At 64.3% G+C, this 20,706-nt stretch carries 22 protein-coding genes; 16 read left to right on the forward strand and 6 right to left on the reverse strand.

The features are described from left to right. Nucleotides 1-2: 2 nt before the first annotated feature. Genes AC07S4_RS14730 through ispF form a run of 10 tightly spaced genes read left to right on the forward strand, consistent with a single transcriptional unit; the run spans nt 3 to nt 9,030 of the window. Nucleotides 3-635, forward strand: a complete 633-nt coding sequence (locus AC07S4_RS14730) for an NADH-quinone oxidoreductase subunit J (protein ID WP_494987359.1) — start codon at nt 3-5, stop codon at nt 633-635. Further along, complete coding sequence (gene nuoK / locus AC07S4_RS14735; protein ID WP_008450334.1) at nt 632-940, forward strand: NADH-quinone oxidoreductase subunit NuoK; 309 nt, start codon at nt 632-634, stop codon at nt 938-940. Before AC07S4_RS14730 ends, nuoK begins: the two co-directional genes overlap by 4 nt. A 35-nt stretch (nt 941-975) precedes the next feature. Continuing rightward, on the forward strand, nt 976-3,075 hold the full coding sequence (nuoL, locus tag AC07S4_RS14740; RefSeq protein ID WP_494987360.1) for an NADH-quinone oxidoreductase subunit L: 2,100 nt from the start codon (nt 976-978) through the stop codon (nt 3,073-3,075). Between the two features lie 37 nt (nt 3,076-3,112). After that, nucleotides 3,113-4,594 (forward strand): NADH-quinone oxidoreductase subunit M, encoded by a 1,482-nt coding sequence (locus AC07S4_RS14745; RefSeq protein WP_161071933.1) that lies wholly within the window; start codon nt 3,113-3,115, stop codon nt 4,592-4,594. Between the two features lie 22 nt (nt 4,595-4,616). Continuing rightward, nucleotides 4,617-6,122 carry an NADH-quinone oxidoreductase subunit NuoN gene (nuoN, locus tag AC07S4_RS14750; protein WP_494987361.1) on the forward strand — a complete coding sequence of 502 codons (1,506 nt, stop codon included), beginning with the start codon at nt 4,617-4,619 and terminating at the stop codon, nt 6,120-6,122. Further along, on the forward strand, nt 6,122-6,475 hold the full coding sequence (locus tag AC07S4_RS14755; protein ID WP_494987362.1) for a DUF2818 family protein: 354 nt from the start codon (nt 6,122-6,124) through the stop codon (nt 6,473-6,475). The genes nuoN and AC07S4_RS14755 overlap by 1 nt, the downstream gene beginning before the upstream one ends. A gap of 36 nt (nt 6,476-6,511) precedes the next feature. Then, nucleotides 6,512-7,069, forward strand: a complete 558-nt coding sequence (locus AC07S4_RS14760; RefSeq protein ID WP_494987363.1) for an NUDIX domain-containing protein — start codon at nt 6,512-6,514, stop codon at nt 7,067-7,069. Next, a complete protein-coding gene (locus AC07S4_RS14765; RefSeq protein ID WP_494987364.1) occupies nt 7,054-7,791 on the forward strand; it encodes a hypothetical protein in 738 nt (245 codons plus the stop codon). Before AC07S4_RS14760 ends, AC07S4_RS14765 begins: the two co-directional genes overlap by 16 nt. Before the next feature lie 7 nt (nt 7,792-7,798). Continuing rightward, a complete protein-coding gene (gene ispD / locus AC07S4_RS14770; RefSeq protein ID WP_494987365.1) occupies nt 7,799-8,542 on the forward strand; it encodes a 2-C-methyl-D-erythritol 4-phosphate cytidylyltransferase in 744 nt (247 codons plus the stop codon). Further along, nucleotides 8,539-9,030: a 2-C-methyl-D-erythritol 2,4-cyclodiphosphate synthase gene (gene ispF / locus AC07S4_RS14775; RefSeq protein ID WP_494987366.1), complete on the forward strand. Its 492-nt coding sequence runs from the start codon at nt 8,539-8,541 to the stop codon at nt 9,028-9,030. The genes ispD and ispF overlap by 4 nt, the downstream gene beginning before the upstream one ends. A 4-nt stretch (nt 9,031-9,034) precedes the next feature. Here ispF and AC07S4_RS14780 read toward each other — a convergent pair whose 3' ends face one another. Further along, nucleotides 9,035-9,235 carry a hypothetical protein gene (locus AC07S4_RS14780; RefSeq protein WP_494987367.1) on the reverse strand — a complete coding sequence of 67 codons (201 nt, stop codon included), beginning with the start codon at nt 9,233-9,235 and terminating at the stop codon, nt 9,035-9,037. A gap of 215 nt (nt 9,236-9,450) precedes the next feature. On the opposite strand from AC07S4_RS14780, the gene AC07S4_RS14785 reads away from it, so the two are divergent. After that, on the forward strand, nt 9,451-9,753 hold the full coding sequence (locus AC07S4_RS14785; protein WP_494987368.1) for a hypothetical protein: 303 nt from the start codon (nt 9,451-9,453) through the stop codon (nt 9,751-9,753). Between the two features lie 9 nt (nt 9,754-9,762). Continuing rightward, nucleotides 9,763-10,170, forward strand: a complete 408-nt coding sequence (locus tag AC07S4_RS14790; protein ID WP_494987369.1) for a VOC family protein — start codon at nt 9,763-9,765, stop codon at nt 10,168-10,170. A gap of 20 nt (nt 10,171-10,190) precedes the next feature. Here the strand turns inward: AC07S4_RS14790 and AC07S4_RS14795 are convergent, their stop codons facing one another. The 4 genes from AC07S4_RS14795 to AC07S4_RS14810 form a co-directional block, all read right to left on the reverse strand. Then, nucleotides 10,191-11,174 carry an FHA domain-containing protein gene (locus AC07S4_RS14795; protein WP_494987370.1) on the reverse strand — a complete coding sequence of 328 codons (984 nt, stop codon included), beginning with the start codon at nt 11,172-11,174 and terminating at the stop codon, nt 10,191-10,193. Then, nucleotides 11,171-12,583: a S1 family peptidase gene (locus AC07S4_RS14800; protein ID WP_494987371.1), complete on the reverse strand. Its 1,413-nt coding sequence runs from the start codon at nt 12,581-12,583 to the stop codon at nt 11,171-11,173. Before AC07S4_RS14800 ends, AC07S4_RS14795 begins: the two co-directional genes overlap by 4 nt. A gap of 36 nt (nt 12,584-12,619) precedes the next feature. Further along, entirely contained in the window at nt 12,620-13,270 is a 651-nt protein-coding gene (gene ribA, locus AC07S4_RS14805) for a GTP cyclohydrolase II (RefSeq protein ID WP_056397224.1), read from the reverse strand. A 136-nt stretch (nt 13,271-13,406) separates the two neighbouring features. Further along, nucleotides 13,407-14,108 carry a pirin family protein gene (locus AC07S4_RS14810; RefSeq protein ID WP_494987372.1) on the reverse strand — a complete coding sequence of 234 codons (702 nt, stop codon included), beginning with the start codon at nt 14,106-14,108 and terminating at the stop codon, nt 13,407-13,409. 153 nt (nt 14,109-14,261) lie between these two features. Between AC07S4_RS14810 and AC07S4_RS14815 the strand changes: the two genes are divergently transcribed. From AC07S4_RS14815 to AC07S4_RS14825, 3 genes are all read left to right on the forward strand, one after another. Further along, on the forward strand, nt 14,262-15,179 hold the full coding sequence (locus tag AC07S4_RS14815) for a LysR substrate-binding domain-containing protein (RefSeq protein ID WP_494987373.1): 918 nt from the start codon (nt 14,262-14,264) through the stop codon (nt 15,177-15,179). A gap of 116 nt (nt 15,180-15,295) precedes the next feature. Further along, entirely contained in the window at nt 15,296-16,267 is a 972-nt protein-coding gene (locus AC07S4_RS14820; RefSeq protein WP_494987374.1) for an EAL and HDOD domain-containing protein, read from the forward strand. Then, nucleotides 16,260-18,428 (forward strand): putative bifunctional diguanylate cyclase/phosphodiesterase, encoded by a 2,169-nt coding sequence (locus AC07S4_RS14825; RefSeq protein ID WP_494987375.1) that lies wholly within the window; start codon nt 16,260-16,262, stop codon nt 18,426-18,428. The genes AC07S4_RS14820 and AC07S4_RS14825 overlap by 8 nt, the downstream gene beginning before the upstream one ends. Nucleotides 18,429-18,431: 3 nt before the next feature. Here the strand turns inward: AC07S4_RS14825 and AC07S4_RS14830 are convergent, their stop codons facing one another. Next, nucleotides 18,432-19,340, reverse strand: coding sequence for a LysR family transcriptional regulator (locus AC07S4_RS14830; RefSeq protein WP_494987376.1), 909 nt, complete (start codon nt 19,338-19,340; stop codon nt 18,432-18,434). A gap of 100 nt (nt 19,341-19,440) precedes the next feature. Here AC07S4_RS14830 and AC07S4_RS14835 point away from each other — a divergent pair, with 100 nt between their 5' ends. Beyond that, nucleotides 19,441-20,643: an MFS transporter gene (locus AC07S4_RS14835; RefSeq protein ID WP_494987377.1), complete on the forward strand. Its 1,203-nt coding sequence runs from the start codon at nt 19,441-19,443 to the stop codon at nt 20,641-20,643. Nucleotides 20,644-20,706 lie beyond the last annotated feature (63 nt).

Consider the following 20,706-nt stretch of genomic DNA (forward strand, 5'->3'; position numbering starts at 1 on the left):
AAATGGACTTTACAACCATTCTTTTCTACGTGTTCTCCGCCATCCTCGTGCTGGCGTCGATCCGCGTAATCACGGCCCCGAACCCGGTTCAGGCCGCGCTGTTCCTGGTGCTGGCCTTCTTCCAGGCGGCCGGCATCTGGATGCTGCTGAAAGCGGAATTCCTCTCCATCGTGCTGGTGCTGGTGTATGTCGGCGCGGTGATGGTGCTGTTCCTGTTCGTGGTGATGATGCTCGACATCCACGTGGCCAAGCTGCGCGAAGGCTTCTGGGGCTATCTGCCCATCGCCGGCGTGATCGGCGGCATCATCGTGCTGGAAATGGCTTCGGTGATCTGGCGCTCCTTCGGCATCAACGGCGCCACCGCGCCGGAAGCGGCCAGCCACATCGGCTCGACCAAGGCGCTGGGCATGCTGATCTACACCAAGTACATCTACGCCTTCGAAATCGCGGCCGTGGTGCTGCTGGTGGCGATTATCGCCGCCGTGGCGCTGACCCTGCGCAAGCGCAAGGACATCAAGTACTTCGATCCTGCTGACGCTGTGCGCGTCAAGCGCAACGACCGCCTGCGCATCGTCAAGATGAAGGCGACCGCCCGCGACGCGGCAACGAACGTAGCACCGAAGGAGGCTCAATGACTTTATCTCTGGCTCACTACCTGGTCCTGGGCGCGATCCTGTTCGCGATCTCGATCGTTGGTATTTTCCTGAACCGCAAGAACATCATCGTCCTGCTGATGGCCATCGAACTGATGCTGCTGGCAGTGAATATGAACTTCATCGCCTTCTCGCACTACCTTGGCGACGCGGCCGGGCAGATCTTCGTCTTCTTCATCCTGACCGTGGCGGCCGCCGAATCGGCAATCGGCCTTGCGATCCTGGTGGTGATGTTCCGTAACCTGGACACCATCAACGTGGAAGACCTGGACAGCCTCAAAGGCTGAGTTAATCACCTCGAAAATAATAGACAAGGTTCATCATGACGGGGCTTAACCCTAACCTCCTTTTGGCTGTACCGCTGGCTCCGCTGGCGGGCTCAGCAATTGCGGGCCTGCTCGGCACCAAATTCTTCGGCAACGTAGTTGGCCGAAAAGTGGCAACCACCGCGACCATCCTGGGCGTGCTGATTGCATTCATTATTTCCTTCCAGACCCTGCTCGCAGTGCTGGACGGCGCATCCTACAACGGCGATGTGTACCGCTGGATGACCGTGGCCGGCGTGAAGCTGGCCGTGGGCTTCCAGGTCGACGCGCTGACGGCCATGATGATGAACGTGGTGACCTTCGTGTCGCTGATGGTGCACATCTACACCATCGGCTACATGAAGGACGACGAAGGCTATAACCGCTTCTTCTCCTACATCTCGCTGTTCACGTTCTCGATGCTGATGCTGGTCATGTCCAACAACTTCCTGCAGCTGTTCTTCGGCTGGGAAGCGGTGGGCCTGGTTTCCTACCTGCTGATCGGTTTCTGGTACACCCGTCCAACCGCCATCTTCGCCAACATGAAGGCCTTCCTGGTCAACCGCGTGGGCGACTTCGGCTTCATCCTGGGCATCGGCCTGCTGCTGGCTTACGCCGGCACCATGGACTACCAGGAAGTGTTCGCCAAGAAGGACGCACTGGCGCTGCTGCACCTGCCGGGCACCGACTGGATGCTGCTGAGCGTGGCCTGTATCTGCCTGTTCATCGGCGCCATGGGCAAATCGGCCCAGTTCCCGCTGCACGTGTGGCTGCCGGACTCGATGGAAGGTCCGACCCCGATCTCCGCGCTGATCCACGCCGCCACCATGGTTACCGCAGGCATCTTCATGGTGACCCGCATGTCGCCGCTGTTCGAGCTGTCCGACACCGCGCTGTCCTTCGTGCTGGTGATCGGTTCGATTACCGCGCTGTTCATGGGCTTCCTGGGCATCATCCAGAACGACATCAAGCGCGTGGTGGCTTACTCCACGCTGTCGCAGCTGGGCTATATGACCGTGGCGCTGGGCGCTTCGGCCTACTCGGTGGCCGTGTTCCACCTGATGACGCACGCGTTCTTCAAGGCACTGCTGTTCCTGGGCGCCGGTTCGGTCATCATCGGCATGCACCACGACCAGGACATCCGCAATATGGGCGGCCTGCGCAAATACATGCCGATCACCTGGATCACCTCGCTGCTGGGTTCCCTGGCGCTGATCGGTACGCCGCTGTTCTCGGGCTTCTACTCGAAGGATTCGATCATCGAAGCCGTGCATGAAACCCATATCTGGGGTGCGGGCTTTGCGAACTTCGCCGTGCTGGCCGGCGTGTTCGTGACCGCGTTCTACTCCTTCCGTATGTACTTCCTGGTGTTCCACGGCGAAGAGCGCTTCGGCAAGGCCCACGCGCACGACCATGGCCACGACGCGCACCACGCTCCGGCAGCCGCGCACGGCGCGCATGGCGAGCATGACTCGGACGCGCACCACGAAGAGGAAGAGGACGATCACGGCCACCACGGCCTGGCGCCTGGCGAGAAACCGCACGAGTCCCCATTCGTGGTCTGGTTCCCGCTGGTGATGCTGGCGATTCCGTCGGTGCTGATCGGCTACTTCACCATTGCGCCTATGCTGCATGGCGACTTCTTCAAAGGCGTGATCACCATCGGCGAGAACCACAAGGCGATGGAAATCCTGACCGAAGAATTCCACGGCGCCTGGGCGATGGCGGTGCATTCGCTGACGTCGCTGCCGCTGTGGCTGGCCATTGCCGGCGTTGCGACCGCGTACTACTGCTACATGATCAATCCACGCGTACCGGCCTGGTTCTTCGCCAAGTTCAAGGCGGTCCACACCCTGCTGGACAACAAGTACTACATGGACAAGTTCAACCAGGCAGTGTTCGCCGGCGGCGCGCGCGTGCTGGGCAACGGCCTGTGGCAAGTGGGCGACCGTACCCTGATCGACGGCCTGGTGGTGAACGGCAGTGCAAAAGTGGTGGCGTGGTTCTCCTCGCTGACCCGTCTGGCGCAGACCGGCTACATCTACCACTATGCGTTCGTGATGATCCTGGGCATTGTCGGTTTCCTGGTCTACTTCCTGCCGTTTTGGCACGCTTAACAGCTGACACGCAACTAGAAAAAAGATACAGTCAACAATGAATAATCTTCCTTACTTGAGCCTCTCGATCTGGATGCCGATACTGGCAGGCCTGATCGTGCTGGCTACCGGGCGCGATTCGCGCGCCGGCATGGTGCGTGTCATGGCCCTGATCGGCTCCATCGTTTCGCTGCTGCCGACGCTGCCGCTGATCTCGCATTTCGACAACGCCGCCCACGGCATGCAGTTCGTCGAGAAGTCGCCGTGGATCGAGCGCTTCAACATCTTCTACTCGCTGGGCATCGACGGCCTGTCGCTGTGGTTCGTGCCGCTGACCGCCTTCATCACCATCATCGTGGTGATCTCGGCCTGGGAAGTGATACAGGAACGCGTGGCGCAGTACATGGGCGCCTTCCTGATCCTGTCCGGCCTGATGATCGGTGTCTTCACCGCCACCGACGGCCTGCTGTTCTACTTCTTCTTTGAAGCCACGCTGATCCCGATGTACATCATCATCGGCGTGTGGGGCGGCGCGAACCGCATTTACGCGTCGTTCAAGTTCTTCCTGTACACCTTCTTCGGCTCGCTGCTGACGCTGGTCGCCATCATCTACCTGTACAACAAGACCGGCAGCTTCAGCGTGCTGGACTGGCATGCAGCCAAGCTGACGATGAACGAGCAGATCGCCATCTTCTTCGCCTTCTTCATGGCCTTCGCCGTGAAAGTGCCGATGTTCCCGGTCCACACCTGGCTGCCGGACGTCCACGTGGAAGCGCCGACCGGCGGTTCCGCCGTGCTGGCTGCCATCATGCTGAAACTGGGCGCCTATGGCTTCCTGCGTTTCTCGCTGCCTATCGTGCCGGACGCCTCGCGTGAACTGGCCTGGTTCGTGATCGGCCTGTCGCTGATCGCCGTGGTCTACATCGGCCTGGTGGCGCTGGTGCAGAAGGACATGAAAAAGCTGGTCGCTTACTCGTCGATCGCCCACATGGGCTTCGTCACCTTGGGCTTCTTCATGTTCAACGACATGTCGGTGCAGGGCGGCATCGTGCAGATGATTTCGCACGGCTTCATTTCCGGCGCCATGTTCCTGTGCATCGGCGTTCTGTATGACCGCGCCCACTCGCGCAACATCGCCGACTACGGCGGCGTGGTGAACAAGATGCCGAAATTCGCCGCCTTCTTCATCCTGTTCTCGATGGCCAACTGCGGCCTGCCAGCGACCTCCGGTTTCGTGGGCGAGTTCATGGTGATCCTGGGCGCGGTGCAGTTCAACTTCGTGACCGGCATCGTGGCTGCTTCGGCGCTGATCTGGGGCGCGGCGTACTCGCTGTGGATGGCCAAGCGCGTGATCTTCGGCAAAGTGACCAACCACCACGTGGCGGAACTGACCGACATCAACGGCCGCGAGTTCCTGATGCTGGGCATCCTGGCAATCGCTGTGCTGGTGATGGGCCTGTACCCGGCGCCATTCACCGACACCATGCAAACCTCGGTGGCCGACCTGCTCAAGCATGTCGCGCAGACCAAGCTGCCATAAGAAATAAACGGGAAAGCTCTACATGAATCCAATCACTCAGGCCACCCACGTGGCCACACTGGCGCCGCTCTCCGCCGAGATCTTCCTGCTGGTGGCCGCCTCGGCCATCCTGCTGATCGATATGTTCCTCGGTGAGAGCAAGCGCGGCATCACCTACGTGCTCTCGCTGCTGACGCTGGCGGGCTGCGCGATGTTCTCCTTCGCCGACTTCAACGCCGGCACCACGGTGTACGCCTTCAACGACATGTTCATCTCGGACCCGATGGCGAACTTGCTGAAGCTGGCGTCCTATGTGGCAGTGGCGCTGACGCTGATCTACTCCCGCCAGTACGCGCACCAGCGCGGCATGCTGGGCGGCGAGCTGGGCGGCGAGTTCTACGTGCTGGCGCTGTTCGCGCTGCTGGGCCAGATGGTCATGATCTCGGGTAACAACTTCCTGTCGATCTACCTGGGCCTGGAACTGATGTCGCTGTCGCTGTACGCCCTGGTGGCGCTGCGCCGCAACCACGCGCAATCGACCGAAGCGGCCATGAAGTACTTCATCCTGGGCGCGCTGGCTTCCGGCTTCCTGCTGTATGGCATCTCGATGCTGTACGGCGCCACCGGCACCATGGAACTGAACGCCGTGGCCGCCAAAGCCGCCGACGGCACCATCAAGCCCGCCATCCTGGTGTTCGGCCTGGTGTTCGTGGTCGCCGGCCTGGCCTTCAAACTGGGCGCCGTGCCGTTCCACATGTGGGTACCGGACGTGTACCAAGGCTCGCCGACGCCGGTCACGCTGCTGCTGGGCGCCGCGCCCAAGCTGGCTACCTTCGCGATCTGCGTGCGCCTGCTGGTGGAAGGCCTGCTGCCGATGGCGAACGACTGGCAGCAGATGCTGATGATACTGGCCGTGCTGTCGCTGGGCATCGGCAACCTGACCGCGATCGCGCAGACCAATCTGAAGCGCATGCTGGCGTACTCGACCATCGCGCAAATGGGCTTCGTGCTGCTGGGCCTGCTGGCCGGCGTCGTGGGCGTGGACAAGAGCAACGCCGCCGCTGCCTACAGCGCCGCGATGTACTACTCCATCGTCTACGTGCTGACCACGCTGGGCAGCTTCGGCCTGATCATGGTGCTGTCGCGCGCCGGCTTCGAAGCCGACGAACTGAACGACTTCAAGGGCCTGAGCAAGCGCTCCCCTTGGTACGCGCTGATCATGTCCATCATGATGTTCTCGCTGGCCGGCGTACCGCCGCTGGTGGGCTTCGCCGCCAAGTTCTCGGTGCTGCAATCGGTGCTGCACACCGGCGCAGTATGGCTGACCGTGCTGGCCGTGATGTTCTCGCTGATCGGCGCGTTCTACTACCTGCGCGTTGTGAAAGTGATGTGGTTCGACGAACCTGCCGACACCGCGCCGCTGGCCGTGAACGCGGACACCAGCCTGGTGCTGGGCCTGAACGCGCTGGCCGTGGTCGGCATGGGCATGGTCCCAGGCCCGCTGCTGAACGCCTGCCTGGACGCCATGCGCAAGACCCTGGCGGCCTGATGGATATTGGCGCCTCCAGCTGGCTGGTCATCCTGCTCGCGCTTGCGGGCGCCAATCTGCCTTTCTTCAACGACAAGGTATTTGCACTCATCCCGGTCAAGGCCGCGCTCACCTCGGGCGCGCCTTCGGCCAGCCGGCGCGCCGGTTCCGCCCCGCACAAGACCTTTCTGGTGCGGCTGGTGGAGCTGGCCGTGCTGTACTTCCTGGTAGGCGGCGTGGCCGTGCTGCTGGAAGGCCGCATCGGCACCGTGTTCCCGCAATCGTGGGAGTTCTACGCCATCTCCGCCTGCCTGTTCATCGTGCTCGCCTTCCCGGGTTTCGTCCTGCGCTACCTGTACAAGCCCCGTCACTGATACACTGCGGTTTCTGTCTCAGCATGAGGAGGGCGCATGGATGCGCACCTGAAAGAAACCAAAATCGACGGCGGCCTGGCCTATGACGGCTATTTCCTCAAAGTCCACAAAGACCGCGTAGCGCTACCGGACGGCAAGCCCACCGGCCGCGAATACATCAAGCACCCCGGCGCGGTGGTAATCATTCCCGTACTCGACGACGGCCGCGTGCTGCTGGAACGCCAGTTCCGCTATCCGCTGGACCGCGTGTTCATCGAACTCCCCGCAGGCAAGAAAGATGCGGGCGAGACCGCGCTCGAGGGCGCCAAGCGCGAGCTGGAGGAAGAAACCGGCTACACCGCCAGCGACTGGCAGTTCGTCTGCACCATCCACAATGCCATCGCCTATTCGGACGAGCACCTCGACATCTTCCTGGCGCGCGGGCTGACCGCCGGCCCGCAAAAGCTGGACGAGGGCGAGTTCGTGGAAACCATGGCCGTGAGCGTGGAGCAGATGCTGGACTGGGTGCGCAGCGGCGAGATCACGGACGTGAAAACCATGATAGGCGCGTTCTGGCTGGAGAAAATCTTGGCCGGAGCGTGGCAGCCGGGCTGAGCGCGGTGAGCAAGCGGGCGTGCGCGCTGTTGGGTTGCTGGCTGGCGCTGTTCTGGCTGGCCGCCGGCCCCGCCGCCGCCGCCGGCCGCACGCCGTTCCAGGCGCGCTGCGAGGACAGCATCAACAAGTCGGTGTCCATTCTGACTGCGCAGCAGAACGGCTACAGCGTGGACAACCGCCTGTCCTTCCGCGCGCTCACCGTCATGAAGGGCGCGGCGCGCGCCAACACCTATGTGCTGGGCCTGACCAAGACCGATTCCCGCGTGGCCATCGCGTCCGACGGGGCAATGCTGACTGATCCGGTGACGGGCTACGAGTGCGTGTCGCCGCAGGTGTCGGTCAAGCTGAGCTATGCGCCGGTGCTGATCTACGTCAGCAGCGAATTCCCGCCGGGCAGCTGCGGCTACAAGGAAATCCTGGAGCACGAGTTCCGCCATATGAAGGCGTATATGGACCACCTGCCCAAGGTGGAGCAGACCGTGCGCGCCGCGCTGGCCAACCGCTACGGCGGCAAGCCGCTGTACGCGCCGGGCGGCACGGCGAGGACGGCGCTGGCGCGGGAAATCGATACCGGCTGGCTGCCCTATATCAAGGCCGAGATGGCCAAAGTGGAAACCGTGCAGGCGCAGATCGACGCGCCGGCGGAGTATATGCGCCTGAGCAAGGCGTGCAATGGCGAGATCCAGGCCGTGCTGAGCAAGGGCCTGGGCCGCCGGAAATGAGAACAGCATGACAGAACCAGTACACTATTTTGCGCTGATCCCGGCGGCGGGCGTCGGCGCCCGCATGGCGGCGGCCAGTCCCAAGCAGTACCTGCCCATCAACGGCAAGCCCATGCTGCGCCTGACGGTGGACGCCTTCCTGGCCAGCCCGCTGATTGCGCATGTCTTCGTGGTCGTGAGCGAGGCGGACGGCTATATCGCCAGCGTGCTGCCGGAGGCTGGGGAGGGCGGGGACGTGGCTGCCGCTGCAGCTGATAATGCGCGCGTCACCGTGCTGCGCTGCGGCGGCGCCACGCGCATGGACAGCATCCTGAACGGCCTGCGCGCCATTGGCGGGCGCATTGGCGGCGCCGACCTGGTGCTGGTCCACGACGCCGCCCGCCCCGGACTGACGCCCGGCCTGATTGCCAAACTGATCACGGAAGCGGGCGGAAATCCGGCCGGTGGCCTGCTGGCCTTGCCGGTGGTGGACACCGTCAAGACCACGCAGTCCGGCGCCACCGCCACCATCCCGCGCGACGGCATGTGGCTGGCGCAGACGCCGCAAATGTTCAGCTATGAACTGCTGCTGCGCGCCTTGTCGAGCGCCACCGACGCCAGCGCCATCACCGACGACGCCAGCGCCGTCGAGCTGCTCGGCCTGTCGCCGCAGCTGGTGGAAGGGCATCCGCGCAACCTGAAAGTCACTTTACCCAGCGACATCCGCATCGCCGAAATGTATCTGGCGCATCCAGAAAAGGAAGAAAAATGACCGTGCAACTCCCATTCCGAATTGGCCAGGGATATGACTGCCACCGCCTGGTGGAAGGCCGCAAGCTGATATTGGGCGGGGTGGATATTCCCCATCATCTGGGCCTGCTGGGCCATTCCGACGCGGATGCCTTGCTGCACGCAATTACCGACGCAATATTGGGCGCCGCCGCGCTGGGCGATATCGGCAAGCATTTCCCGGATACCGACCCTGAATTCAAGGGCGCGGATTCACGGGTATTGCTGCGCGAAGCCGCGAAACGCGTTAAAGCCACCGGCTATGATATTGGCAATATTGACGCCACGATTATCGCCCAGCGCCCCAAAATGGCGCCCCATATCCCGGCGATGGTGGCGAATATCGCTGAGGATTTGGGCGTGGCGATCAGCCAGGTAAATATAAAAGCCAAGACCAACGAAAAGATGGGCTATCTTGGCCGCGAAGAGGGAATTAATGCGGATGCGGTTGCCTTGCTTATTCTGGCTTAAGCATCTATTTGCTTGGCTGGATCTTGGTAAAAACATGCCTAAACTGTCCGGCCGCAATCGCTTCTTCAGTTAGCTCTGGATGTTCGTCGTCCAGAATAATGTCCTCGTCACGCATACTGTCTATGCGCTCCCAGTCAGTCAGGGAGATCTCTGGCGAGGACTTTTTCTTCGGATCGAGTCGTTGTTCGAAATGGGATGATGTCATTTTCATTCTCCGCTCAGTCTTCATTTTAGCGGCTTCCCAATCCAACGCAAGTCATACCATCTTGAGGTGAATCGGCTGCTCATGCGTTGAGTTTGCTCATCGCCACGGGCGTGGCATGCCAATAATTGGCTTGTTCGCGCCGGGAACAGGCATGATCGTGGCGGCAGTGGGGGAGCGTGGGTATAATGGACATTGGTAATTTATGAGGAGCGGCAATGGCGCGGGATATTTATGCTTATCGAGACGTGGCGGTGGAGTCCTGCTGGCGGAATGGGCAAGTGAAGATTTGCCCGGTGCCGGGCCAGGCTTATTCCAATTCCCTGCTGGTGCATTGCGCGCGCAGCATGAGCGATACGGATGTTTATCCGCTGGGAACGCAATTCCTGGTCTCGGCTAAATTAACCGACCGTTTGGGTGGAACGCCGTTTCTTTACGTTTATCACGGCGACCCGGTGAAGGTATTGACGCAGAAGGAGTGCGATACTTTCCTCGGCAAGTTCATTCGTGGCCGTATTTAAGGAGGCGCAATGATTAAACTGCGGGAAATTGACCATATCGTGCTGCGGGTGGTGGATCTGGATAAGATGGTCCAGTTTTATACCGGCGTGCTGGGATGTACTATTGAAAAGCGGCAGGAGGCAATCGGGCTGATTCAATTGCGCGCCGGCAGCTCATTGGTGGATCTGGTGCCGGTGGACGGCAAACTCGGAAAAATGGGCGGCGCGGCGCCCGGCAAGGAAGGCCGCAATATGGACCATTTCTGTTTCCGCGTGGAGGATTTTGACGAGGCGGCTATTCTGGCCGAATTGGCGGCCGCCGGCGTTCCGGCAGGGCCTGCCGAATCGCGTTATGGCGCGGAAGGGGAGGGGCCGTCGATTTATATCAACGACCCGGAAGGCAATACCGTGGAATTAAAAGGGCCGGCCTGGAAATAGCCGGCCCTGCAGCAAGATCGTTAATCCTGGTCGTCGTCGTCCGGTTCGGATTTGCCGGAGCGGACACGGGCGGCGTCGGCCTGGGTTTTCAGTTTGGCGGCTTCGGCCATGAAGTCGCTTACCGGATGGTCCTTGCTTTGGCGTACCACCGGCGGCAGCAGCACGGACATATACAGCTCGTCCGCCAGCCGGCCGGAATTCTGCATATTGCTTGCCAGTATTAAACCCGAGCCCAAGGCCATCAGCACCATGCAGCCCTTCATCAGCGTCTTCGGATTGCGCGGCTTGATGGTGCGCATGTGGAAGAAGATCACCCCGCAGACGATGGCCAGCGTGACAAGATTGCCGTAGCGCGTCAGCCACTCCAGCGACCAGGCATACGCCAGCACATTGCTCAGCACGCGCCACGCGCCCGCCATCACCAGGCCGGAGCCGAGGATGAACAGATGCCGCCCCATGCGGGCATGGCCGCCGAACAGGCGGTTGGCCAGCGCCCACAAGCCGCTCCAAACCAGTCCGCCGGCCAGGCCGGAGGCGATAACCAGCAGATAACGGATGGTCTGGAAGGATTGCGTTTCCGCGTCCACCAGCGCCGCCTCGGCGCCGATGAACAGCGCGATCAGCGCCAGGCCGGCCAGCGCCGGGGCGCCGCCTTCCCAGGCGTGCATGGTGGTGTCCGCCACCTCCGGCGGCACCGGGAAATTGGCGTCGCGCACGCGCAGGCGGGTGTGGCCCAGGCGCACCACGGTGGTGCCGCTGAGCGGCACGCTGAGCTGGCGCTTGCCGAGATGGATCACGCCGTTGTGCGTGCCCAAGTCGTGCAGCACCAGATGGCCGTCGTCGTCCGCCTCCACCACGGCATGGCGTTCGGCGGTGTGGGCGTCGTCCAGGATGAAGTCGTTGCCGTAGCCCCGGCCGATATGGATGGGCAGGTGCTCGATGCGCTGCCGCTGCAGCACGTCGCCGTTGGCGGCGAGGATTTCGATGAAATAGGGCGGCGTCATTTGACCGCTCCCCGCGCCAGCGCCTGCAGGAAGGCCTGCGTGGCGCGCATGCCGTTGTCGTAGGACACGCCGCGCGCGTCCATGCGGCTTTGCAGGTTCATCATGCTTTCATCGGTGCTGGCGGTGAGCAGCGCGAAGTCGTACAGGCCGGTGAATTTGCGGTAGGCGCGCACGCACAGCACGGCGCGCAGCGGCAGGGTCTGGTTCTTGACGAACATTTCCGTGCACTGCGGGCCGGTCAGATGCGCGTCCTTGTTGCTGCCGAAGCCTTCGTTCTGGAAGGAAGCGCTCGACAGCTGGGCGAAACGCAGCGGGTCCAGGCCGGTGCTGCGCATGAACTGGTGGCGGATGCCGATGGCGCCGGTCTGCAGGGTGCCGGACACGAAAATGGCCGATTCCATCGAGCAGCTGGTGATGTCCACCGTGTAGGGCTTGTTGGCCTTGACGTTGGAACGGCCCCAGCAGCGCATCTGCTCGGACTCGCGCACCGGCACCATATAGGGTCCCATGGGCTTCATGGTCATGGGCGTGGCCAGAAGCTGGTCGACCATGGCTTTCTGGTGCTGCAGCAGCTGTTCCACCACCACCGAGGTGAAGTTGCGCGGCGGCGCCTTGTCCTGCGGTACTTTTTTCAGCAATTCCTGCGCGAAGCGGGCCGGCACCAGGAAGCTCACCAGTTCGCCGTCCAGGCGCTTGGACACGTTCACGCCGGCGATGTCGCCATCCACCGTCACGCTGGGGCCGCCGCTCATGCCGGAGTTGATGGGGCCGGTGAACATGAGCTGGTCGTAGAAGCTGCGCGTGATGACGCCGTTGTAGGAGCCCTCCGAAATGGCGAAGCCGAGGTCGAGCGGGTTGCCCAGCGAGTACAGGTACTGGCCCTGGCTCAGGCGCGCCAGCTGTTCGGGCACCTTGAACACGCCGGTGCCGTTGCGGCTCACGCGCACCACGGCCAGGTCGTGCAGCACGTCCACCGCCAGCAGTTCCACGTTGCCGCGCTGGCCGGCGGTGTCCACCCATTCGCCGACGTAGTTGTCCGGGTCGAGCGCGAACTGCGAGACCACGTGGTAGTTGGTGACGACCAGGTTGCTATTGCCGACCAGGAAGCCGGAGCCGACCGAGGATTGGGTGCGGCCGCTTTTCAGCAGCGAGCGCACCTGCAGCAGGTCGGCCTTGGCGGAGGAATACAGTTTTTGCGCGGCGCTGGACGGCGGCGGCAGCGGCTGGCCGGCTTCAGCGGAAGGCGGCTGGCCGGGCTGAGTTTGCGGCGGCGTGCCGGGAATGGGGCGCTGGGCGATGCCGGGCGCGGGCGGAACTGACGAGGGGGCCGGCGCCGTGGGCGGGGCCGCCAGCGCCTGGGCGCAGCCCCAAGTCATGGTCAATATGGTGGCAAGACGGGTAAGTTTCATGCATTCCTTGTGACTTGGGGACGGGGCCGTTGGCGCTTACAGTTCGCCGTCCTCGGCGGCCGCCGGAGGCGGGGTCATCATATGGCCCAGCTTGGCGGCCTTGGTATTCAGGTAATTCTGGTTGAACTTGTTGCGGTTGACCAGCAGCGGCACGCGCTCGGCGACCGGAATGCCCAAGGCTTCCATGGCGGCGATCTTGCGCGGGTTGTTGGTCATCAGGCGCAGGCTTTGCACGCCGAACTGCTTGAGCATGGGTTCCACCAGCGCGTAGTTGCGCTGGTCGGCCTTGAAGCCGAGCTGTTCGTTGGCCTGCACCGTGTCGGCGCCGGCTTCCTGCAGGCGGTAGGCGCGCATCTTGTTGATCAGGCCGATGCCGCGTCCTTCCTGGCGCAGGTAGAGCACCACGCCGCGTCCCTCGGCGGCCACTTTCTTCAGCGCGCCTTCCAGCTGGGCGCCGCAGTCGCAGCGCTGCGAGAACAGCACGTCGCCGGTCAGGCATTCGGAATGCACGCGCGCCAGCACGGGCGCGCCGTCGCCGATGTCGCCCAGCACCATGGCCAGGTGCTCCTTGCCCGTGGCGTGCTCGACAAACGCGTGCAGCGTGAACTGCGCCCACGGCGTGGGGAGCGCGCAGGAGGTCACGTAATCGAGTTCTTCTTTCACTGGTGCTTCGGCGGCGGACTGCATGGCTGTACTCTCAATTGCTTTAAATTCAGGTGCTTGAAACTAAAAAGGGCGCGCCGAACCGTCCTGCGGATCGCGCGCGCCCTGCCATCATAGCAAAAATTACGCTATAGATATGTTAGGCCCTGTTATCCCTATTTCAATAGGGTAAATCAAAGACCAGGACTTCCGCCGCGTCGCCGCGCGCCAGCGTGATGCCGGGCTCGCCGCTGACCTTGAGGGCGTCGCCGCCTTTCAGGTCCACGCCGTTCACCGTCACGTTGCCGCGGATGACGTGGACGTAGGCGGTGCGGCCTTTTTCCAGCGTGTGCTCCAGGGCGTCGGCGCCGTTCAGGATGGTGGCGTAGATCGCCGCGTCCTGGTGGATCAGCACGGAGCCTTCGCGGCCGTCGCTCGAGGCAACCAGGCGCAGCTGGCCCTGTTTGCTTTCCGGCGCGAAGTGCTTCTCTTCGTAGCTGGGCTGGATGCCGGTCACGTTGGGCTGGATCCAGATCTGCAGGAAGTGCACGCCCTGCGTTTCCGAGTGGTTGAACTCGCTGTGCCGCACACCGGTGCCTGCGCTCATGCGCTGCACGTCGCCGTATTTCAGCACCGAACCGTTGCCCATGCTGTCCTTGTGGGCCAGCTCGCCTTCCAGCACGTAGGAGATAATCTCCATGTCGCGGTGGCCGTGGGTGCCGAAGCCCTGCGCCGGGGTGACCTTGTCTTCATTGATGACCAGCAGCGGGCCGAAGCCGGTGTGTTTCGGGTCGTGATAGTGGCCGAAAGAGAAAGTGTGGCGCGAATTCAGCCAACCATGATTAGCCAGACCGCGTTCTTCGCTTTTACGTACTTGCAACATGGTGAACTCCGTTTCTTTTCAGGTTATGTGCGATAAATTCGAAGGGTTTTCTTACTTGAACCTTGAATTCGCTGCATCGATAGGTCAAAGTATAGGCCTGCGCGGCCGTTTCAAAAAACGGAAAATTTATGGACCTATCATCGAAAAAATCGAATGCTTAGACTGAGCCTGGAAGCCTTGCAAATCGTGGACGCCATCGACCGGCGCGGTTCCTTCTCGGCCGCCGGCAAGGAATTGCACCGCGTGCCGTCCACCATCTCCTACACCGTGGGCAAGCTGGAGGACGACCTCGGGGTGCAGGTGTTCGAGCGCAACGGTCCGCGCGTGGAGCTCACGCGCGCCGGGCGCGAGCTGCTCAAGGAGGGCCGCTACCTGCTGAAGGCGGCGCTGGACCTGGAGCACCGCGTGCGGCGCGTGGCCTCCGGCTGGGAAACTGAACTGGCGCTGGGCATCGATTCGATGTTCTCGGCGGTGGCCTTCGACCAGGACGTGCGCGCCTTCTACGAGGTGGCGCAGCAAACCCGGCTGCGCATCGTGCAGGAGGCGCTGTCCGGCACCTGGGAAGCGCTGCTGGCGCGCCGGGTGGACCTGCTGGTGGGCGCGCCCGGCGACGGCCCGGCCGGCGGCGGCTATGTGTCGCACCCCATGGGCACGGTCAAATTCGTGTTCGCGGTGGCGCCCAGCCATCCGCTGGCCACGGCCACGGGCAAGCTGGGCCGCAACGAGCTGCAGCACCACCGCGCCATCGTCATGGCCGATTCCGCGCGCCAGATGGCGCCGCGCACCGTGGGCCTGCTGCTGGGGCAGGACACGCTGACCGTGCCCACCATGCACGCCAAGTTCCAGTACCAGGAGGCCGGACTGGGCTTCGGCTTCCTGCCCGAGCAGTGCGCGCGCGCGGCCATCGCCGCCGGGCGCCTGGTGGAGAAGGAGGTGGAGGAGCCCAAGCCGGACGAGACCTTCTACCTGGCCTGGCGCACGGGCGAGGAGGGCGCGGCGCTGAGCTGGTGGATCAAACGCATGCGCGAGCCGGGCGTGTTCGCCCATTTGTGCCGGTTTTTGTCGAGCTGAATGTGCAGCCGTCTGTTGTGCCCAAGCGGCAGCTTTGTTGACCAGTGCCAATGCTTTCGGAGTAACATGATGGAATCATTAAAGGCCCAGCCTCGCGCTCTACCCGGAACCACAACATGACCGTAATTACCGACACTCCACCTGTTTTTCTGCAGCTCCTGGCCGACCGCAACGGCAAGCCGGCCGGGCTGGTGCTGGACGGCGGCGCCGCCGCGCTGCCGGACGAGCAGATGCGCGCGCTGGCGGGCCAGTTCCCCTGTTTTGTGCGGGCCGGGCTGGAGCAGGCGCAGGCCTGGCTGGAGGCCGGCTGGCTGGCCCTGCCGGGCCAGATGGTGCGGGCCGACACGGTGTTCGACAAGGCCACCCTGCCGGCCGGGGTGGTGCTAATCGAAGGCAACTGGCCGCTGGCGCCGCCGGCCAAGGCGGTGGGCGCGCAAGCGGCCTCGCGCGCGCTGGCGCTGCAGCTGGTGCAGCTGGTCAGCAACGACGCCGACACCCATGAAATCGAAGCGCTGCTGCGGCGCGATCCCACGCTGTCCTACCATTTGCTCAAGCTGGTCAATTCGCTGGGCATGGGCAGCAGCCGCCGCGTGAGCAGCTTTGCGCAGGCGATCCTGATACTGGGGCGCCAGCAACTGCGCCGCTGGCTCAACCTGATGCTGTTCTCGGCGCGCGAAGGCGACATCCGTTCGCCCATGCTGCTGGCGCGGGTGGCGGTGCGCGCGCATGCGCTGGAACTGCTGGCGCGCAGCACCGGCCTGGGCAAGCCGCAGCAGGAGCAGGCTTTTATGGTCGGCATGTTTTCGCTGCTGGGCGTGCTGTTCGGCATGCCGCTGGCCGAGGTGCTGGAGCCGCTCACCATCAGCGAGGCGGCGCAGCAGGCGCTGCTGGGCAAGCCGGGCGAACTGGGCGAGCTGGGTGAATTGCTGGCGCTGCTGGAGGCGGCCGAACGGGGCGACTTCGCCGCCGTGGCGGGCCGGCTGGAGGCGGTGCAGCTGGAGGCCGCCGAGTTCAACCGCGTAGTGGCCGACGCCCATTTGTGGATGCTGACGGTGGCCACGGACCGGGCCGGCGGTGGCCATGCTTGACGCGGCGATCGCGCGCTGCCTGGCCCTGAGCCAGGCCGCCCGGACGCAACAGGGCGACGCCCTGGCCGCCACGCTGGCCGAACTCGACACGGCGCTGGCCGAGCTGACCGCCGCGCGCGCCGCGCAGCGCGGCGCGGACAGTAGGGACGATGGCGGCACCGACAGCGGCGCCATGCTGGAGCTGGACCTGGCCGGCTACATCACCGCCTGGAACGCGGGCGCCGAGCGCCTGTTCGGTTATCCGGCCGAGGAGGCGCTGGGCCAGAACATCCTGTTCCTGTACACCGAGGACGACGACGGCGCGCTGGCCGAGCTGCTGCACGAGCAGGACGGCGGCATGGCCGAAGTGCGGCGGCGCCGCAAGTCCGGCGAGGTGATCTGGGTGCAGCTGGCGTTGGCGCTGCTGCAGGACGAGCTGGGCGAGCCGCAGGGCATGCGGGTGCGCATGGCGCACGTGAGCGAGCCGCTGTCGGACCACGACAAGATCAGCCTGCACGCCCGCATTATCGAAGACAGCGACCAGGGCGTGCTGATCACGGACGCCAAGGAGCGCATCGTCTCCATCAACAGCGCCTTCACCCGCATCACCGGCTACACGCCGGGAGAATCGCTGGGCAAGACGCCGGACCTGCTGCGCTCGGGCGTGCACGACGCGGAGTTCCGCGCCAAGGTGCGCGCCGCCATGAACGGCGAGGGGCCGTGGCGCGGCGAGATCGTGGGCCGGCGCAAGAACGGCGAGCTGTTCCCGCAGTCGGTCACCATCAGCGCGGTGCGCGACGGCGAGGGCAGGGTCAGCCACACCTTCTCGCTGTTTTCCGACATCAGCGTGCACAAGGACGCCGAGGCGCGCATGCAGCGCATGGCCAACTACGACACGCTGACCGGCCTGCCCAACCAGTGCCTGCTGACCCAGCTGATGACGCAGGCGCTGACCGAGGCGCGCCGCAACCACGAGCACGGCGCCTTGCTGGTGGTGGAGATCAGCCGCCTGGGCTCGATCAGCGACACGCTGGGCCACGACGTGGGCAATGAACTGCTGAGCGCGATCGGCAAGCTGTTCCGCACCGCGCTGCGCGACGCCGACATCCTGGCGCGGCTGGACGGCAACCGCTTCGGCGTGGCGCTGCTGCATATAGAAAAGCGCGAGCACGCAGCCATCGTGGCGCAGAAGCTCGCGTCGACGCTGGCCGCGCCCATCCAGCTGGCCGCCCACAGCCTGCAGGTGGGCTGCAGCATAGGCATTTCCGTCTACCCGGAGGACGGGCTGGAGACCGGCGCGCTGATACGCCACGCCGACGTGGCCACCTCGAAGGCGGTGCAGGCCGAATCGGCCTTCCTGTTCTACAGCGAGGAGATGAACCAGCGCGCCAAGGAGCATCTGCGCATCGAAAGCGAGCTGCGCCAGGCTTTGCAGCACGACGAATTGCAGCTGTATTACCAGCCCAAGGTGAGTTTGCGCAGCGGCCGCATCGTGGGCGCCGAGGCGCTGCTGCGCTGGCGCCATCCGGTGCGCGGCCTGGTGTCGCCCGGCGTGTTCATCCCGGTGGCCGAGGAGACCGGGCTGATACTGGAGCTGGGCAACTGGGTGCTGGAGGAGGCCTGCCGCCAGGTGCGCGCGTGGAAGGACGCCAACCTGATCATGCCGCCGATTGCGGTCAACTTGTCGGCGCGCCAGTTCGACCGCGAGCTGCCCGCGCGCATGGCCGACGTGCTGCAGCGCCACCAGGTGCATCCCGAGCAGATCATGCTGGAGATTACCGAAAGCCTGCTGGTGCGCGGGACCGAGAATGTGGTGGCGATCATGAACGAGCTGGTGGCGATGGGGCTGGCGCTGGCGCTGGACGATTTCGGCACCGGCTATTCCAGCCTGGCTTATTTGAAGAAGTTCCCCATCAGCACGCTGAAGATAGACCGGTCCTTCGTGATCGGCCTGCCTTACGAGGAGAACGATTGCGCCATCGCGCGCGCCATCGTCACCATGGCGCAGCAGCTGCGCCAGGAGATCGTGGCGGAGGGCGTGGAGACGGCTGAGCAGATGAGCTTCCTGCGCGAACTGGGCTGCGACCAGCTGCAGGGCTATCTGTTCAGCCAGCCGGTGCCGGCGGACGATTTCGAGCGCATGCTGCGCGAGGGCAAGCGGTTGGCGTTCGGGCTGCGCTGAACGTCAGTCCAGCCGGATTTTCTCGATCAGGTAGTCCAGCATCACGCGCACGCGCGGCGGGAGCTGCTTGCCGGGGCCGAGGAAGACGGCGTGCACCGCTTCCAGGTCGGCCGGGTTGTAGTCTTCCAGCACCGGCACCAGCCGCCCGGCTGCGATGTCGTGCTTGGTGTGCATGCGCGACAGCCGCACCAGGCCCACGCCGGCCAGCGCCAGGTGGCGCATGCTTTCGCCATCCCCCAGCAGCGCATTGCCTTCCGGGCGCAGCTGCAGGATGCCGCCTTTGCCGTCGAGGAAGGGCCAGAGCGGCACCTGGCGGCGGAAGTTGAAGCCGAGCAGGTTGTGCTGCGCCAGGTCGTCCGGGACCTGCGGCGTGCCGTGCCGGGCCAGATATTCGGGCGAGCCCAGCACCACCATGCGGCCTTCGCCCAGCTTGCGCGCCACCAGGTTCGAGTCTTTCAGCGTGCCGGCGCGGATGGCGATGTCGGTGCGGTCTTCCAGCAGGTCCACCACCATGTCGGTGCTCGCGATGTCGACCGTGATGTCGGGGTAGCGCTGCAGGAATTCGGGCAGGATGGGCAGCAGGTAGAGCATGAAGAAAGGCACGAAGCAGTTGATGCGCAGCCGGCCGCGCGGCACGCCGGTGGTGGAGGCTTCGCGTTCGGCGCTGTCCATGTCCTCCAGGATGCGCACGCACTGGCTGTAGAAGGCCGCGCCTTCGGGCGTGGCGCGCACCTGGCGCGTGGAGCGGTGCAGCAGCCGCGTGCCCAGGCGCGCCTCCAGCCGCGCTATCAGCTTGCTGACGGCCGACGGCGTCATCTTCAGGCGCTGGGCGGCGGCGCTGAAGCCGCCCGCGTCCACCACGTCCACAAATACCGCCATTTCCGCCGCGCGGTTGATCTCCTGCCGGGCCATGTGTGAATCCATTTCATAAGAGTTTGGCTATTTGAGAGTCTATATCATTAGTGTGCCGGGTTCTAGAATGGAGGCAATCAATTCACTAATGGAGTACTCCATGAATAACCAGGAAAAGATGCACCCGGGCGTGCTGTCGCTGTCGGTGGGCGCGTTTGCCATCGGCGTGACGGAATTCATCGTGGTGGGCGTGCTGCCGGCCATTTCGGCGGACTTGAAGGTGTCGCTGGAGGCGGCCGGCGCGCTGGTGAGCCTGTATGCGCTGGCGCTGGCGCTCGGCACGCCGCTGGCGGTGCTGGGCTTGTCCCGCCTGCCGCGCAAGCAGGTGCTGGCGGGGCTGATGGCGGTGTTCTTGCTCGGTAACCTGCTGGCGGCGTTTTCCACCAGCTACGGCGTGCTGCTGGCCGGGCGCGTGATCACGGCGGTGGCGCACGGCGCCTTCTTCGGCATCGGCGCCACGGTGGCGGCCTCGCTGGCGCCCAAGGGGCAGGCGGGCAAGGCGATCTCGGTCATGTTCGGCGGCCTGACGCTGGCCATGGTGCTGGGCGTGCCGCTGGGCAGCTTCCTGGGCAATCTGATGGGCTGGCGCTTGCCCTTCTTCGCGGTGGCGGCAATGGCGCTGGCGGGCCTGCTGGCCATGCTGCGCTGGCTGCCGTCCGGCATGGCGCAAGCGAGCAGCGGCAAGGCCTCGACGCAGCTGGCCGCGCTGGGCGACCGCCATATCCTCACCATGATGGCGGTGACCACGCTGGGCTTCGGCAGCATCTTCGCCGCCTTCACCTATGTCACGCCCATCCTGACCGAAATCGCGGGCTTCTCGGCCACCACCGCCAGCGCGCTGCTGATCGTGTTCGGCGCGGCCACCTTTGCCGGCAACCTGGCGGGCGGCTACCTGAGCAGCCATCTGGGCTGGCAGCGTTCGCTGCGCATGATGCTGGTGCTGCTGGCCGTCACGCACGCCGGGCTGGCGCTGTCGCTGCATACGCCCTGGGCGCTGGTGCCGCTGCTGTTCCTGTGGGGCCTGTTCTCCTTCGGCCTGTCGCCCGGCCTGCAGGCCGGCATGCTGGCCACGGCCGAGCACTACACGCCGAAGGCGGTGGACTTTGCGTCCGGCCTGAACATCTCGGCCTTCAACTTCGGCATCTCGTTTGGCTCCTCGCTGGGCGGCCTGATGGTGGCGCGGAGCCTGATGGGTGCAACGCCGTGGGCCGGCGTGGCGATCTCGCTGGCGGCGCTGGTGCCGCTGGCCTGGCTGGCGCGGCGCAATATCGGCGCACCGGCCGGCGCGGTGGCCGCGCACTGAACTGGACCCGAGTTGGACCGCGCGCTTGTCAAGGCGCGCGATGCCGGATACATTGCGTCATCC

Source organism: Pseudoduganella sp. GW821-FHT05F09 (assembly GCF_059419605.1).